15 protein-coding genes are annotated in these 15,553 nt (G+C 72.0%); 12 read left to right on the plus strand and 3 right to left on the minus strand.

Annotated features, from left to right (window positions below; genetic code table 11):
* Positions 1–20 precede the first annotated feature (20 nt).
* Both AC2D9U_RS12000 and AC2D9U_RS12005 read left to right on the plus strand, forming a co-directional pair.
* Positions 21–1,304: a hydantoinase/carbamoylase family amidase gene (locus AC2D9U_RS12000; RefSeq protein ID WP_484749207.1), complete on the plus strand. Its 1,284-nt coding sequence runs from the start codon at positions 21–23 to the stop codon at positions 1,302–1,304.
* Positions 1,301–1,984: an orotate phosphoribosyltransferase gene (locus tag AC2D9U_RS12005; protein WP_484749209.1), complete on the plus strand. Its 684-nt coding sequence runs from the start codon at positions 1,301–1,303 to the stop codon at positions 1,982–1,984. The genes AC2D9U_RS12000 and AC2D9U_RS12005 overlap by 4 nt, the downstream gene beginning before the upstream one ends.
* A 116-nt stretch (positions 1,985–2,100) precedes the next feature.
* On the opposite strand, the gene AC2D9U_RS12010 is transcribed toward AC2D9U_RS12005, so the two are convergent.
* Positions 2,101–2,832: a lytic transglycosylase domain-containing protein gene (locus tag AC2D9U_RS12010; protein WP_484749210.1), complete on the minus strand. Its 732-nt coding sequence runs from the start codon at positions 2,830–2,832 to the stop codon at positions 2,101–2,103.
* 29 nt (positions 2,833–2,861) lie between these two features.
* Positions 2,862–3,539, minus strand: a complete 678-nt coding sequence (locus AC2D9U_RS12015) for a glycine zipper 2TM domain-containing protein (protein WP_484749212.1) — start codon at positions 3,537–3,539, stop codon at positions 2,862–2,864.
* Positions 3,540–3,600: 61 nt separating this feature from the next.
* Between AC2D9U_RS12015 and AC2D9U_RS12020 the strand changes: the two genes are divergently transcribed.
* The 10 genes from AC2D9U_RS12020 to AC2D9U_RS12065 all read left to right on the plus strand — a co-directional run bounded on the left by AC2D9U_RS12020 (position 3,601) and on the right by AC2D9U_RS12065 (position 14,175).
* The gene (locus AC2D9U_RS12020) at positions 3,601–5,208 is read left to right on the plus strand and encodes an alkaline phosphatase D family protein (RefSeq protein ID WP_484749214.1); all 1,608 of its coding nucleotides are present in this window, start codon (positions 3,601–3,603) and stop codon (positions 5,206–5,208) included.
* Positions 5,209–5,265: 57 nt separating this feature from the next.
* Complete coding sequence (mmsB, locus tag AC2D9U_RS12025) at positions 5,266–6,141, plus strand: 3-hydroxyisobutyrate dehydrogenase (protein ID WP_484749216.1); 876 nt, start codon at positions 5,266–5,268, stop codon at positions 6,139–6,141.
* Positions 6,142–6,229: 88 nt separating this feature from the next.
* A complete protein-coding gene (locus tag AC2D9U_RS12030; protein ID WP_484749218.1) occupies positions 6,230–7,606 on the plus strand; it encodes an MmgE/PrpD family protein in 1,377 nt (458 codons plus the stop codon).
* 10 nt (positions 7,607–7,616) lie between these two features.
* On the plus strand, positions 7,617–8,081 hold the full coding sequence (locus tag AC2D9U_RS12035; RefSeq protein ID WP_484749220.1) for a tripartite tricarboxylate transporter TctB family protein: 465 nt from the start codon (positions 7,617–7,619) through the stop codon (positions 8,079–8,081).
* Positions 8,081–9,583 carry a tripartite tricarboxylate transporter permease gene (locus AC2D9U_RS12040; RefSeq protein ID WP_484749222.1) on the plus strand — a complete coding sequence of 501 codons (1,503 nt, stop codon included), beginning with the start codon at positions 8,081–8,083 and terminating at the stop codon, positions 9,581–9,583. Before AC2D9U_RS12035 ends, AC2D9U_RS12040 begins: the two co-directional genes overlap by 1 nt.
* A 33-nt stretch (positions 9,584–9,616) precedes the next feature.
* A complete protein-coding gene (locus AC2D9U_RS12045; RefSeq protein ID WP_484749223.1) occupies positions 9,617–10,597 on the plus strand; it encodes a Bug family tripartite tricarboxylate transporter substrate binding protein in 981 nt (326 codons plus the stop codon).
* A gap of 12 nt (positions 10,598–10,609) precedes the next feature.
* Positions 10,610–11,353, plus strand: a complete 744-nt coding sequence (locus AC2D9U_RS12050; protein ID WP_484749225.1) for a sulfite exporter TauE/SafE family protein — start codon at positions 10,610–10,612, stop codon at positions 11,351–11,353.
* Positions 11,354–11,370: 17 nt separating this feature from the next.
* On the plus strand, positions 11,371–12,777 hold the full coding sequence (locus tag AC2D9U_RS12055; protein WP_484749227.1) for an MmgE/PrpD family protein: 1,407 nt from the start codon (positions 11,371–11,373) through the stop codon (positions 12,775–12,777).
* On the plus strand, positions 12,764–13,513 hold the full coding sequence (locus AC2D9U_RS12060; protein WP_484749229.1) for an SDR family NAD(P)-dependent oxidoreductase: 750 nt from the start codon (positions 12,764–12,766) through the stop codon (positions 13,511–13,513). Before AC2D9U_RS12055 ends, AC2D9U_RS12060 begins: the two co-directional genes overlap by 14 nt.
* Positions 13,513–14,175: a GntR family transcriptional regulator gene (locus tag AC2D9U_RS12065; RefSeq protein WP_484749231.1), complete on the plus strand. Its 663-nt coding sequence runs from the start codon at positions 13,513–13,515 to the stop codon at positions 14,173–14,175. Before AC2D9U_RS12060 ends, AC2D9U_RS12065 begins: the two co-directional genes overlap by 1 nt.
* Here the strand turns inward: AC2D9U_RS12065 and AC2D9U_RS12070 are convergent.
* Positions 14,162–15,550: an MmgE/PrpD family protein gene (locus tag AC2D9U_RS12070; RefSeq protein WP_484749233.1), complete on the minus strand. Its 1,389-nt coding sequence runs from the start codon at positions 15,548–15,550 to the stop codon at positions 14,162–14,164. The genes AC2D9U_RS12065 and AC2D9U_RS12070 overlap by 14 nt on opposite strands.
* Between the last annotated feature and the right edge of the window lie 3 nt (positions 15,551–15,553).

The following is a 15,553-nucleotide window of genomic DNA, read 5'->3' on the forward strand; positions in this document are numbered from 1 at the left end:
GGTCGGGCGAGCATCACCGCATGACCCTGCCGCCCCTCGCGCCCGACCTCGCGCATCTCGCCGAAACGCTGTTCGCGGATTTGCGCGCCGCGCATCACGATGGCGTGGGCATCACGCGCGAGACCTATGGCGCCGGCGAGACCGCCGCGATGCAGCGGATCGCCGCGGTGGCGCAGGCGCATGGCTTGCACACCGCCTGGGATGCAGCGGCCAATCTGCGTGTGACCTTGCCGGGCACCGACCCCGCCTTGCCGCTCGCCTGTTGCGGGTCGCATCTCGACAGCGTGCCCCAGGGCGGCAATTTCGACGGCGCGGCGGGGGTGATCGCGGGGCTGATGGCGCTGCTCACCGCCCAGCGCGCGGGGCCGCGACCGCGCGGGCTGATGCTGCTGGTGATGCGCGGCGAGGAGAGCGCCTGGTATGGCCGGCCCTATCTGGGGTCTTCCGCGCTGTTCGGCGCCTTCGATCCGGCCTGGCTCGACCTGCCCTGCCTGCAGGATCCTGCCCTGACGCTGCGCGCCGCCATGGCGCGGGAGGGCGCGGATGTCGCCGCCCTCGCCGCCGGGCAGGCGCTGCTCCGGCCCGAGGAGGTCTCGCATTTCGTCGAACTGCATATCGAGCAGGGCCCGGTGATGGTGGCGCGCGGCGTGCCGGTGGGCCTGGTCTCGGGCATCCGCGGCAATCATCGCCACCCGCAGGCCCGGGCGCTCGGCGAGGCCGCGCATTCCGGCGCGGTGCCGCGCTGGCTGCGCCGCGACGCGGTGCTGGCGGCGGCGGATTTCGCCATGCGGCTGGATGCAAGCTGGCGCGTGCTGCTGGAACGCGGCGAGGATCTGGTGATGACCTTGGGCATCTTCACCACCGACCCGCGCGAACATGCCATGACGCGCGTGCCCGGCGAGGTGCGCTTCAGCCTGGAATACCGCTCCGAGAGCGAGGCGACGCTGGAGGATTTCCTCGCCCTCGCGCAGACCGAGGCCGGCGAGATCGCGCGCGAGCGCGGCGTGCGGATCAGCCTCGGCGCGCCGGTGCGCACGCCACCCGCGCGCATGGATCCGCGCCTGCTCGCGCTCGGCCAGCGGCTCTGCGCCGGGGCGGGCCTGGCGCATGAGGTGCTGGCCAGCGGCGCCGGCCATGACGCGGCGATCTTCGCCAATGCCGGCGTGCCCGCCGCCATGGTCTTCGTGCGCAACGAGCATGGCAGCCACAACCCGCATGAGGCGATGGCGATGGCGGATTTCCTGGAAGGGGCGCGGGTGCTCACGGGGCTGCTGCTGCAGGGCGCGGAGGAACTCGACCGATGAACGACCATGGCGCGCGCGCCGCGCAGATCCTGCTCGACACGGGCGCGATCCTGCTGCGCCCCGAGCGGCCCTTCATGTTCAGCTCCGGCTGGGCCAGCCCTGTCTATGTCGACGTGCATCGCGCGCTCTCCTTCCCGCTGGCGCGCGGCGCGCTGCTGGAAGGGGCGGAGGCGCGGATCCTGGCCTCGGTGGGCTTCGACGGCTTCGACGCCGTGGCGGCGACCGAGCAGGGCGGCGTGGCGGTGGCCGCCATGCTCGCCGCGCGCTTCCACCTGCCCTTCGTCACGGTGCGCCGCCGCCCGCAGGGCTTCGGCGCGGATGCGCATATCGAGGGCGCGCTCCGCCCCGGCAGCCGCTGCCTGCTGGTCAGCGACGTGACCACCGACGGGCGCAGCAAGATCGCCTATTGCCGCGCGCTGCGCCGGGCCGGGGCGACGGTCTCGCACATCTTCGTGCTGTTCAAGTACGGCGTCTTCGACCAGGTGGTGACGGCGGAGCAGGACCTCGGCGCGCGGCTCTTCGCGCTCGCCACCTGGGAGGATGTGCTGCCGGTCGCGACCGCGCGCGGCACGCTGCCGGAGGCGTCGCTGGCGGCGCTGCGCCGCTACCTGGCGGATCCCATCGCCTGGTCGGCCGCGCATGGCGGCCTCGCCGCGCCGGACCCCGCCTGGCGTGGCTAGAGCAATATGCGTTCAGATGGGTCGCGGCGCCGCCGCGACGCTGAACGCATTTCCTGCTCTAGATTCAATGATTTCCAGAGCACAAGCTGCGTTCATCAGAACGCAGCGGGCTCCGGTCAGCGGGCGGCGAGCAGCGCCATGCGCCCCGCCCCGCCACGGCCGGCGATGGGCACGGGCAGGCTGCGATAGGCGTCGAGGCCCCGCCCGGTGCTGCCCGGCGGCGCGGCGATGGTCGCGGCGCGCTCCGCCCCGTTGTTGAGGAATGCCCCGCCGCCGCCGCGGGCCAGCACCGGCGGTGCGGGCAGGGCGAGGGGCGGGTGCGGCCGGGCCTGTTCCTCGGCCCAGGCGGCCATGACGCGGGCGCGGTAGGGCTCGGCGAATTCGGGGGTCTGGGAGTGATAGGCGCTGGCGGCGCGCGGCCAGTCGTTGCGCGTGGCGTTCAATTCGGTGAGGAAGCGCGCGGCGTAGCGGGCATTCGCCGCCGGGTCGAAGGCCTCCTCCAGCGAGGCGAAGGCGTTGGGATGGTGGCGCAGATTGATCTGCATGCAGCCGACATCGATGGAGCGCACGCCGCGCGCCTGTTCGGCCTGCACCGCGGCAATCGCTGCCGCCTTGGTGGGAAAGAACTGCCCGCGCCCCTCGGCATTGATGGTCCAGGGCCAGGGGTGGAAGGCCCCTGTCTCGGGGTCGCGGCGGCCGGATTCGACGCGGGCGATGGCGCTCAGCAGATGCGCGGGCAGGTTCGCGGCGCGCTCCGCGGCCTGGATCGCGGCGCGGCAGAGCCGGCCGGGTTCGGCGGCGGCGGGGGCGGACAGCAGGAGGATCAGGGCGGTCAGCAAAGGGCGCATGCGCTCTCTGGCGCAAGCGCCATGCCAGATCAGGGCACCGGCAGGCTGGCCGGCGGCTCGGCGGGTGCCTCGGCGGGGGCAGGGGCCGGGGTGGGCGGCTCGGCCGGCGCGGCGCCCGCCGGGCTGGGCGCAAGGGTAGGGGCCGGTGTAGGGGCCGGGGTAGAGGCCGGGGCGGCGGGCGGCTCCGGCTCACGCGTGTAGTCCGGCACGATCCGCGCCTGGGTGCCGGCAATGACCAGCACCCGCGTGCCGAGACCCAGCGGCGTGGCGTCGCGCTGCGTCACCGAGACCAGGGTGCCATCCGTCCGGCGCACGATGTATTCGATGGCCGTGGTGTCGCCCGCCACGCGCTCGGTCGCGCTGCCGATCAGCCCGCCGACCAGCGCCCCGCCGACCGCGCCGATGGCGCCCGCCATGTTGCCGCCCGGCGTCTGGGAGCCGACGATGCCGCCTGCCGCACCGCCCGTGGCCGCGCCGGTGGCGCCATCGGCCTGCACCACGACCCGGCGCAGCCCCACGACCACCCCCTGCTCGACGCGGTTCACCTGCTGCACGGCGCCGGTGGCGTAGGCGTCGGGCGAGAAGCGCTGGCCGCAGCCTGCGAGCAGGACCAGGGGCGCCAGCAGGACCGGGAGGGCGAGGAAAGGCATGCGCATGGTGGCGCACAGATAGGCCACGGCTGGCCGCCCCGCCACCCGCGGCATCATCAGGACGTCATCCCGCCGCGAGCGGGCCGCGCTATCCTGGCGCGCCTCAGGGGGAACCGCCATGGACAGCGTGCGACGCCACATCCTCGATCTCTCGCGCCGCGGCCTGCTGCGCGGCGGTACGGCGGCGGCGGCGCTGGCGGCGCTGCAGCCGGCCTTCAGCCGCAGCGTGCTCGCCCAGCCCGTGTTCCGGGCCTATCCCTTCACCCTCGGCGTGGCCTCCGGCGATCCCCTGCCCGATGGCTTTGTGATCTGGACGCGCCTCGCCCCCGAGCCGCTGGCCGGCGGCGGCCTGCCGCGGGTGGCGATGGAGGTGGGCTGGGAGGTCGCGACCGATCCGCAGATGCGCGAGGTGGTGGCGCGCGGCACCGCGCTCGCCCGGCCCGAGCTCGGCCATGCCGTGCATGTCGAGGTCGCGGGGCTGCAGCCGGGCCGGCCCTACCACTACCGTTTCCGCGCGGGGCGGGAGGCGAGCCCGGTGGGGCGCAGCCGCACCGCGCCCGCGCCCGAGGCCATGCCCGCCCGGCTGCGCTTCGTCTCCGCCGGCTGCCAGCACTATGAGGTCGGCCACTTCACCGCCTGGCGGCACATCGCGGAGGAGCCGGATCTCGATTTCGTCGCCCATTATGGCGACTACATCTACGAATATCGCGCCCGCGGCAGCGCGCCGGGCGCCGTGCCGGCGGTGCGCCAGCACAATTCGGACGAGATCTACACGATCGACGACTACCGCAACCGCTACGCGCTCTACCGCGGCGACGCCGACCTCCAGGCCGCCCACGCCGCGCACCCCTTCCTGATGTCCTTCGACGACCATGAGGTGGACAACAACTGGGCCGGGCCGGTGAGCGAGGAGGATGGCTCGGCCCGCTTCCCCGTCGCCGTGCCGCCCGAGATCTTCGCCCTGCGCAAGCAGATCGCCTTCCAGGCCTGGTACGAGGCCATGCCGCTGCGCCGCGCGCAGCTGCCGCGCGGGCCCGAGATCACGGCGTATCGCGCGCTGCGCTGGGGCCGGCTGGCCGATGTCGCGGTGCTGGATACGCGCAGCTACCGCGATGACCAGCCCTGCGGCGACGTGAACGGCGCGCCCTGCGCGGCGGTGGCGAACCCGCAGGCGCAGGTGCTCGGCCCGGCGCAGGAGCGCTGGCTGATGGAACGCCTGGCCACCACCCCCGCCACCTGGAAGGTGCTGGCGCAGCAGGTGCCGATCATGCGCCGCGATTTCGGCACCACCGGCCCCTCGATCTCCATGGACAAGTGGGACGCCTACCCGGCGGCGCGCGACCGGCTGTTCCGCCACATCCATGCGGCGGGGGTGAAGAACGTCACGGTACTGACCGGCGATGTGCATCAGGCCTGGGCGGGGACGCTCAAGCTGGACTTCGCAGATGAGCGCAGCCCGGTCGTCGGCACCGAATTCGTCGCCACCTCGATCACCTCGGGCGGCGACGGGTCGGAGGTGCAGGCCCAGACGCCGCGGGTGCTGGAGCGCAACCCGCATGTCGCCTTCTTCAACAACCGCCGCGGCTACACGCTGCAGGAGGCGACGGCGCAGCGGATGGAGGCGCGCTTCAAGGGGATGGATTTCGTGACGCGTCCGGGCGCGCCCCTGGTCGAGAAGGGTCGCTTCGTGGTCGAGGCCGGCGGCGGGGCCTTGCAGCGCGGGTAGCTTGCCGACGCCGCCCGCCCGCGCGACGCTTCCGCGCAACAGCGGGAGGGCAGCGCGATGGCGCGGATCGGTTTTGTGGGCCTGGGCAACATGGGCGGGCCGATGGCGCGCAACCTGGTCAAGGCCGGGCACGCGGTGGCGGTGTTCGACCTGGACGCTGCCGCCATGGCCCGCGTGGGGGGCGCCACCACCGCCGCCAGCGCGGCTGATGCGGCGCGGGGCGCCGATGTCGTCCTCACCATGCTGCCCGCCGGGGCGCATGTGCGCGACGCCTGGCTCGGCGCGGGCGGCATGGCGGCGGCGAGCGCGCCCGATGCGGTGCTGATCGATTGCTCGACCATCGATGTCGCCTCGGCGCGCACCGTCGCCGAGCAATGCGGGCGCGCCTTCCTCGATGCGCCGGTCTCGGGTGGGGTGATGGGGGCGGAGGCGGCGAGCCTCACCTTCATGGTTGGCGGCGCGGCCGAGGCCTTCGCGCGTGCCGAGCCGATCCTGAAGCAGATGGGCCGCGCGGTGATCCATTGCGGCGCGGCCGGGGCGGGGCAGGCGGCGAAGGCCTGCAACAACATGATGCTCGCCGCCACCATGATCGTGACCGCCGAGGCCTTCGTGCTGGCCGAGAGCCTCGGCCTGTCGCACCAGGCGCTGTTCGAGGTGGCGTCCAAATCCTCCGGCCAGTCCTGGAGCCTGACCACCTACTGCCCGGTCCCCGGTCCCGTGCCCGGCAGCCCGGCGAACCGCGACTACGTGCCGGGCTTCGCCGCGAGCCTGATGCTGAAGGACCTCGGTCTGGCAGTGGGCGCGGCCGAGGCGGGCGGCGTGGCGACGCCGATCGGCGCGCGGGCGCTGGAACTCTACCGCGCCTTCGTCGAGGCCGGCGGGGGCGGAACCGACTTCTCCGGCATCATCCGGATGCTGCGCGGGGAGGGGTGATGCGCACGGAGGTATACAACGGCACACAGATGACCTAGCCTCCCGCCAAATCCGCCGGAGCGCGGCACGGTGAGGGAAACGGACCATCATGGCATCGGCCAAGACCGAATATGGCGTGGCGTCGCTGGATCTCGGTGTCACCAAGGCGCTGGCGGGCTTCATCGCTGGGCTGCGCTTCGCCGACCTGCCAGCCCCCGTGGTGCATGAAGCCCGGCGCGGCGTGATGGACATGATCGGCTGCGCGCTGGCCGCGAGCCGCCACCCCACCATCGGCATCCTGCTCGAGACCTTCGCCGCCACCGGCTCGGCCCCCATCGCGCGGGTGCTGGGGCAGGGCGGGAAGCGGCTCGGTTTGCTCGACGCGCCGGTGGCGAATGGGCAGATGGGCCATCTGCTGGATTTCGACGACACGCATATGGGCGGGGTGGTGCTGCACACCTCCTCGCCCCTGCTCTCGGCGCTGCTCGCGCTGGCCGAGCACAGGCCGGTCTCGGGGCGCGATCTGATCGTCGCCTATGTCGGCGGCTTCGAGGCCGGCGTGCGCGCGGGCCAGGGCGCGCCGGCGCATCATGATGGCGGCTGGCACCTGACCGGCACGCTGGGCGCCATCGCCGCCGGGGCGGGCGCGGCGCGGCTGCTCGGGCTCGATGCGCAGCAGACCAACCACGCCATCGGCATCGCCACCACCCAGGCGGCGGGGATGCAGCAGAACCGCGGCACGATGTGCAAATCCTTCCACGCCGGGAAGGCGGCGGCGAGCGGGGCGCTGGCGGGGCTGCTCGCGGCGCGCGGCTTCAACAGCTCCGAGGAGATCCTCGAGGGCAAGCGCGGCTTCACGCGAATCTACAGCACCGTGGCCGCGCCCGAGCGCATCACGGAGGGCCTGGGCGAGCGCTTCGAACTGACGCGCAACGGCTACAAGCCCTATGCCTGCGGCATCGTGCTGCACCCCCTGATCGATGCGATGATCGCGCTGCACGGCACGGCGCGCCTCCCGGCCGAGGCGGTCGAGCGCGTGGAGCTGCAGGTGCACCCGCATGCGGTGAAGATCACGGGCGTCGATGATCCGAAGTCGGGGCTGATGTCGAAGTTCAGCATCAACCACTCGGCCTCCGTCGCCTATCTCGACGGCACGGCGGGCATTGCGCAGTACAGCGATGCGCGGGCGCGGTCCGCCGATGTGCTGGCCTTCCGGCCGAAGGTGCAAGTCACCACGGTGGAGAGCTTCGGCAAGGACCAGGCCCATGCCACGCTGGTCGCCACCGATGGCCGCCGCTTCGAGGCCCCGGTCGCGCATGCCTCCGGCACCGTCGCCAATCCGATGTCCGACGCGGCGCTGGAGCGGAAATTCCTCGGCAATGCGGCCGAGACGCTGGGGGCGGAGCGCGCGCAGCGCCTGGCGGGGGTGATCTGGGCGCTGGATGAGGTCGCCGATGTCCGCGACCTCATCGCGCTCTGCGTCTAGGCGCGCGGGCATGGCGGCGCGGCGCTTCGACAAGGATGTGCTGGCGGGCCTCGCGCTCGCGGGCCTGGGCAGCTTCATCGCGCTGCGTGCGACGAGCTGGGATCTGATGGGCGAGGACGGGCCGGGGCCGGGCTTCTTCCCGCTCGGCTATGGCGTGCTGATGTTGGCACTTTCCCTGGTGCTGGTGCTGCGCGCGCTGTTCCGGCCCTCGCCGGATTCGCTCGCCAGCAGCGACCTCTCCGGCCATGTGCGCGCGCTGGCCACCTGGGCGGTCTTCGCGGGCTCGGCGGTGGCGATGCAGGTCACGGGCTTCGTGCTCGGCTTCGCGGTGCTGAGCAGTTTCATCGTCGCCTATGTGTTCCGCCGCGGCTGGCGCAACGCGCTGGCCGTGGGCGTGGCCTGCTCGGCCGGCTTCTGGCTCGTGTTCACGCAACTGCTCGGCGTGGCGCTGCCCGCCGGACCCTGGGGGTTCTGATGGACGTCCTCAGCGGCCTTGGCCAGGGCTTCGCCGTCGCGCTGCAGCCAATGAACCTGGTGTGGTGCCTGGTGGGCTGCTTCCTCGGCACCATCGTGGGCATCCTGCCGGGCCTCGGCCCCGCCGCGACCATCGCGCTGCTGCTGCCGCTGACCTACGGGATGGATCCCACGGGCGGCATCATCATGCTTTGTGGCATCTATTTCGGCGCGAAATACGGCGGCTCCACAACCTCGATCCTGCTCAACATCCCGGGCGAGGCGTCTTCCGTCGTCACCTGCCTCGATGGCTACCAGATGGCGCGCAACGGGCGCGCGGGGGCGGCCTTGGGGATCTCGGCCATCGCCTCCTTCATCGCGGGCACCTTCGGCATCGTGGCACTCACGCTGATGGCCCCCCCGATCGCCGCCTTCGCGCTGCACTTCAGCTCGCCCGAGTATTTCGCGCTGATGGTGCTGGGCCTGTCGCTGGTGGTGGTGCTGGGCGGATCCTCGCTCATCAAGGCGCTGCTCGCGCTGCTGGTGGGGCTGTGGCTGACCTCGATCGGCACGGATCTCTTCACCTCGCAGAGCCGCTTCACCTTCGGATCGAGCTTCCTGATCAGCGGCATCGACTTCATGATCATCGCGATCGGCGTCTTCGCCATCGCCGGCGTGATGGAGAGCATCCAGCAGGGCGAGGAGAACACGCCCCTGCCGGTGCCGAACTCGGTGCGCGAGCTGCTGCCCTCCTGGGCCGAGCTGAAGGCCTGCCGCTTCGCCTTCGCCAATGGCTCGGTGGTGGGCTTCCTGGTGGGCGTGCTGCCCGGCGCGGGATCCTCCATCGCCTCCTTCATCGCCTATGGCATCGAGAAATCGGTCTCGAAGCATCCCGAGAAATTCGGCACCGGCGTGCCCGAGGGCGTGGCCGCGCCGGAGGGGGCGAACAACGCGGATTCCGGCGGCGCGCTGGTGCCGCTGCTCACGCTCGGCATTCCGGGCGGCGGCACCACCGCCATCCTGCTCTCGGCGCTGATCCTGTGGGGGGTGAAGCCCGGGCCGCTGATGATGATGGAATCGCCCGCCGTCTTCTGGGGCCTCGTCGCCAGCCTCTATATCGGCAACATCGTGCTGCTGGTGCTGAACCTGCCGCTGGTGCCGGTCTTCGCGCAGATCCTGCGCATTCCGCTGCATGTGCTGTTCCCGATCATCTTCGGGCTCGCCCTGGTGGGGGCCTATTCCGTCTCCGACAATGTGATGAACCTCGCCCTGCTCGCGGGCTTCGGCCTGCTCGGCTACGTCATGGCGAAGTTCGATTTCCCCACCGCGCCGCTCATCCTGGGCTTCGTGCTCGGCGATGCGATGGAGCGCGCGGTGCGCCAATCGCTCACCATGTCCATGGGCGACCCGACCATCCTGGTGGAGCGGCCGATCTCGGCCGTGATGCTGGGCCTTGCGGCGCTGATCCTGCTGGCGCCGCCGCTGCTGGCGGCGCGCCGCCGGCGCCGTGCCGCGACTGCCTGACTTCGATTGCTGCGAAACCAAAGGGAGAGAGACATGCAACGCCGCCACCTGCTCGCCACCGGTGCCGCCTTCGGCCTCGGCGCCAGCCTGCCCGCCCGCGCCCAGTCCGGCTGGGTGCCCACGCGCCCGATCGAGATCGTGGCCCATAACGGCCCGGGCAGCGGCCCCGATGTCTTCGCCCGCGCCGTCGCCACCGCGCTCGAGACCGAGCGCCTCGCGCCCGTGCGCCTGCAGATCGTCAACCGCGTCGGCGGCGGTGGTGCGACGGCGATGAACTATATCGTCGACAAGCGCGGCGACCCGCATGTGCTGGGCGTCTGGACCAGCCTGTGGCTCTCCCTGCCGCTGGTGCAGGCCGAGGCGCGTGCCCAGACCTCCGACATGACGCCCATCACCCGCATCGCGATCGAGCCCGCGCTGGTTGTCACGCGCGCGGAGAGCCCGCATCGCACCATGGCGGATTTCATCAACGCGGCGAAGGCGCGCCCGGGTGCGCTGCGCCAGTCCGGCGGTTCGCCCACGGCGCGCGACAACCTCGTGCGGCAATTGCTGATGGCGCATACCGGCGCGCGCTGGGCCTTCATCTCCTTCCCCGGCGGGGGCGAGCGTGTCTCGGCCGTGCTGGGCGGGCATGTGGACATCATGATCGCGGAGCCGAGCGAGGCGGGTGAGCAGGTGCGCGCGGGCCGCATGCGCGTGCTGGCGCAGGTCGGCAACTCGCGCCTGCCCGGCTTCCCCGACGTGCCGACGCTCAGCGAGGCCGGCTTCGCCATCACCGATGTGGTGCAGGCGCGCGGCCTGCTCGCGCCGCCGGGCATCCCGGCCGAGGCGGTGGCCTTCTACCAGGGCATGTTCCAGCGCATGAGCGAAAGCGCGACCTGGAAGAAGTATCTCGACGACAACCAGTTCCAGGGCGCCTGGCTCTCGGCGGCCGATACCGGGAAGTTCTTCGAGGAATACAAGGGCACGCTGCGCGGCATCCTGCAGGAAGCGGGCGTGCGCGTGGTGCGCTGAGCCCGGCCCGCCATGCCGGTCGATCTCCTGCCCGCGGTGATGGTGGGCCTTGCCGCCTATCTCACCGCGATCATCGGCGGGCTGGCCGGCTATGGCACGGGGCTGCTGATGCCGATCGCGCTGGTGCCGATCATCGGCGCGAGTGCCACGGTGCCGGTGCTGGCCGTCTCGGGCCTGTTCAACAACGCCACGCGCCTCGCGGTGTTCCGCGACCGGGTGGAATGGGCGCGCGTGGTGCCGCTGACGCTGGCCGCGATCCCGGCCTGCTTCGTCGGCGCCGCGCTGTTCACGCTGCTGAGCGGGCGGCAGGTGGCGCTGCTGCTGGGGCTCACACTGGTGGTGATGGTGCCGCTGCGGCGCTGGCTCGCGGGTCGCACGCTGAAGGTGGGGCCGGTTGGCGTGCTGATGCTGGGGGCGGCCTATGGGCTGGTCACGGGCGGCACGCCGGGCGGGGGCGTGGTGCTGATCGCGGCCCTGGTCGCGCTCGGCCTGCCGCCGCAGGCGGTGGTGGCGACGGATGCGGCGATCTCGCTGGTGGTGGGGCTGGTGAAGGTGCTGACCTTCCAGGCGCTGGGCGAATTGCCGGGCTGGGCCTGGGCGCTGGCGCTGGTGGTGGGGCTGATCAGCATCCCCGGCGTGATGACGGCGCGCTGGCTGGGCGCGCGCATGAGCCTCAAGCTGCACACGGCGCTGCTGGATGCGGCCATCCTCACCGGCGGGGGCTTCCTCGCGCTGCGCGGCATGGGTGTGTTGTGACGCAAGGAGTTTCGTGAATGGCAGGCAAGCCGGCAGCGCCGCTTTCGCCCGAGATCATCGGCCTCGCGGCGCATGTCGCCGGCGCGGCGACGCGCCCGCTGCCCGATCGCGTGGTGGCGAAGACGAAGCTGCATCTGCTGGATTCGCTCGCCGCCATCGTCTCGGGCACGCAACTGGCAGCCGGCGTGCAGGGCGCGCGCTTCGTCGCCCCCACCGGGGGGGCTGCGGAGGCACTCGCGATCGGCGCGCGGATGCTGCTGCCCGCCGCGCAGGCCGCCTTCGCCAACGCCATGGCGGCCCATGCCGATGAGACGGATGACAGCCACCTCGCCGGCCGTTGCCATCCCGGCTGCGCCATCGTGCCCGCCGCGCTCGCCATCGCCGAGCAGGTGGATGCGGATGGCGAGAGCCTGCTGCGCGCCGTCGCCACGGGCTATGAGGTCGCCGCGCGCGTCAACATCGCGATGGGCTTCTCCTCCCCCGCCAAGGCGAAGCACAGCACGCACAGCATCGGCCCGGCTTTCGGCGCGGCGGCTGCCTGCGCGGTGCTGCTGCGCTTCGACGAACGGCAGGTGCGCCACATGCTGGCCTACAGCGCGCAGCAGGCGAGCGGCATTCCCTTCTGGAACCGCGACCCGCACCACATCGAGAAGGCTTTCGATTTCGCGGCCATGCCGGCGCGCAACGGCACCCTCGCCGCGCTGATGGTGGCTTCGGGATTCACCGGCGTGGAGGATTGCCTGAGCGGGGCGCACAACCTGTTTGCCGCCTTCGCGGAACGCGCCAACCCCGCCGCGCTGCTCGAGGGCCTGGGCGAAGTCTTCGAGATCGAGCGCGCCTCGATCAAGAAATGGTGCGTGGGCTCGCCGATCCAGGCGGTGCTGGATGCGGTGGTCGCCATCACCGGGGGCGCGCGCCACGCGCCGGGCGACATCGCGGCGATCACCATCACCATGCCCGATGACCGCATCCACATCGTCGATGACCGCGCCATGCCCGATGTCTGCGTGCAGCATCTGGCGGCACTCGCGCTGCTCGACGGCACGGTGGGCTTCGCGGCCGGGCATGATGTGGCGCGCATGCGCGACCCGGCGGTGCTGGCGCTGCGCGCGAAGATGCGCCTGGTGCCGAGCGCCGAGCTCACCGTCGCGACCCCCGCGCGCCAGGCGATCGTGGAGATCGAATTCGCCGATGGTCGCACGCGCCGGCACCATGCCCGCGCCGTGCGCGGCACGCCGGAGAACCCGATGACGGTGCCGGAGGTCGAGGCCAAGGCCTTCGAACTCGTCGCACCCCTGCTGGGCGAGGATCATGCCCGCGCGCTGCTCGAAGCCCTGCGGGAGATGGATGCGGGGCTGCGCGTGCGCAGCCTGCGGCCGCTGTTGCACCTGATTGAATCGCCGAAGGAACATGACCATGGATGACAAGCCGATGCAGGGCCAGGTGGCGCTGATCACGGGCGGCGTGCGGCGCATCGGTCGCGCGACGGCCCTCGCCTTGGCTGCCGAGGGCGCGGATGTGGTGCTGCATGCCCGCTCCTCCCGCGCCGAGGCCGAGGGCGTGGCGCAGGAGGTCATGGCGCTGGGCCGCCGCGCCCTGGTCGTGCTCGCGGACGTGACCGATGAGGCCGGCGTCGAGGCGATGATGGCCGAAATCGATGCCCAGTTCGGCCGGCTCGACATCCTGGTGAACAATGCCGCGCTGCGCGGCGAGGATCCCTTCCTGCAGATGAGCTTCGCGCGCTGGCGCGAGATCACCGGCACGATCCTGGATGGCGCCTTCCTGTGTTCGCGCGCCGCGCTGCGCCGCATGGTGCCGCGCGGCCAGGGGCGGATCATCAACATGGGCGGGCTCTCCGCGCATCTCGGCGCGCCGGACCGCGCGCATGTGATCGCGGCGAAGGCCGGGCTGGTCGGCCTCACGCGTGCCTTGGCGGTGGAATTCGCGGCGCATGGCGTGACCGTGAACTGCGTGATCCCGGGCAAGATCGGCGGCAAGCGCTCGGCCGGTTCGGGCCATGGCATCGCGGGCGCGCCCATCGTCGGGCGCGAGGGCGTGCCGGAGGATGTGGCCGAGGTCATCCGCCTGCTCTGCCGCCCCGCGAGCAGCTACATCACCGGGCAATCCATCCATGTGAATGGCGGGTTGTTCCTGCCGTGATGGACAAGGGGCCGCTGCCGGAGGGTGACATCTCGCGTGCCGAATTCGTCTATCGGCAATTGCGGCAGGGCATCCGCAGCGGCCTCTACCGCCCGGGCCAGCGCATCCGCGAGGCGCAGCTGGCCGAGGCGCTGAACACCAGCCGCACCCCGGTGCGCGAGGCGATCCGCCGGCTGGAGACGGATCGCCTGATCGAGGATGTGCCGGGCAGGGGCCTCGCCATCGCCGCGCTGGATGAGGCGCAGGTGCGCGAGCTCTATCAGTTCCGCGCGGCGCTGGAGGGCACGGCGGCGGAGATGGCGGCGCTGCAGGCCTCGGCCTTCGACGTGGCGGCGCTGCGCGAGATCCTGGCGCAGATGCGCGCGGCGGCGGCCGAGGCACCGCGCGCGGCGCAGCTCAATCGCCAGCTGCACCAGGGCATCTGCCAGGCGGCGCGCAACACCTTCCTCACCCACGCCATGGCGCCGCTGAACGATTTCATGGCGCTGCTGCCGGGCACGACCTACCAGACGCCGGGCCGCATGGCCGATGTGCTGGCCGAGCACGAGGCGATCGTCGAGGGCATCGCCCAGCGCACGCCCGCCGCCGCCGGGGCGGCGATGCGCGCGCATATCGAGGCCGCCGGCCGGTTCCGGCTGCAGATGATGTTCAGCCTGCGGTAAGGCCCTTGTCGGCCAGCGGGCGGAAATCCGCCTGCGTCTCCAGCTTCAGCAGCATGTCGAGCAGCGCCTCGGACGCGGCGTCGGGCACCGCGGCGAAGCGGGTGTTGGCGCGGTACTTGGCCACCAGCTCCGCGAGCGGCATCGCCTGGTTCTTGCCGCCGCGCAGGCAGGGCTGGCGCGTCTCCACGACCCTGCCATCGGTGAGCGTGGCGCGCACATGGCCCGTGTAGTTGCGCGGATACTCGTTGTCGGGATCGATGACGTAGCTGATCTTCCCGGCCAGGGCGCGCACCTTGGGCTCATGCACCCGTTCCTCGGTGAACTGCGCGAGGCCCGCATCGCCATCGATCAGCGCGACCGCGATGCAATAGGGCGTGCTGAACTTGGCCCCATAGCCGGTCGGCGGATTCTGCTTCAGCGCCAGCGGCGCCCAGAGCCGGTGCACCGTGCCCTCGCCCACCTCGCAGACGATGCTCGCGATCTGTTCGGGCGTCACACCCTGCGCGCGCAGCATCAGCGCGGCGTCGATGAAGGGCTGCGTCATGGTGCCGCAGGCATAGGGCTTGAAGGCGACATCGGCGGCCACCCAGGCCTTGCCGAGATCGGCCGTCAGCGGCGTGAAATCCGGCTTCAGCGAGGGCGCGAAGGCGCGGTAGAGCCCGTGCGTGCCCTCGAACACCGTGCGCGGGCCATCGAAGCCCGCGCGCGCCATCATCGCCGCGCGCAGCCCCGCCTGCGCCGCCCAGCCGGCATGCATGCGCTTGGTGGAGGAACCATCTGCCAGATATTCGATGATGCCCGACGCCGCACTGCCCGCGATGCCGAGCGCGTGGGTCAGCTTGCCCTCATCCAGCCCCATCGCATGGCCGCAGGCGAGCGCGGCGGCCATGGTGCCGAGGATGGAGGTCGGGTGGAAACCGCCAGCATGCACGCCCTTCTGCGCCACGAGGCCGAGGCGGCACATCACCTCGATCCCCACCGCCATCGAGGCCATGGCCTGCGCGCCCGAAAGCCCATCGCGCTCGGCGAGTGCGAGCACGGCGGGCACGATGACGGCGCCGGAATGCACCGGGCAGCCTTCGAAGGTGTTGTCGAAATCCTCGCCATGCGCGGCGATTCCGTTGACGAAGGCGGCGCCGCCCGCATCCATGCGCCGCGCGTGGCCGAAGGCGGTGCAGGGGCCATCCGTGTCCCAGGAATCGCGCGCCGCCACCGTGTAGACCTCATGCCGCGCGGAGAGGCAAAGCCCCACCGTATCGACCACGGTCGCGACCACCTGCGCGCGCACATTGGCCGGCACATCGGCCAGCGTCACGCCGCGCGTCCAGGCGGCGAGGATCTGCGAGAGCGAGGGGGCGGGGGCGGCTGCGGTCATCGA

The sequence above is a fragment of the Roseomonas sp. TF40 genome, assembly GCF_057219975.1.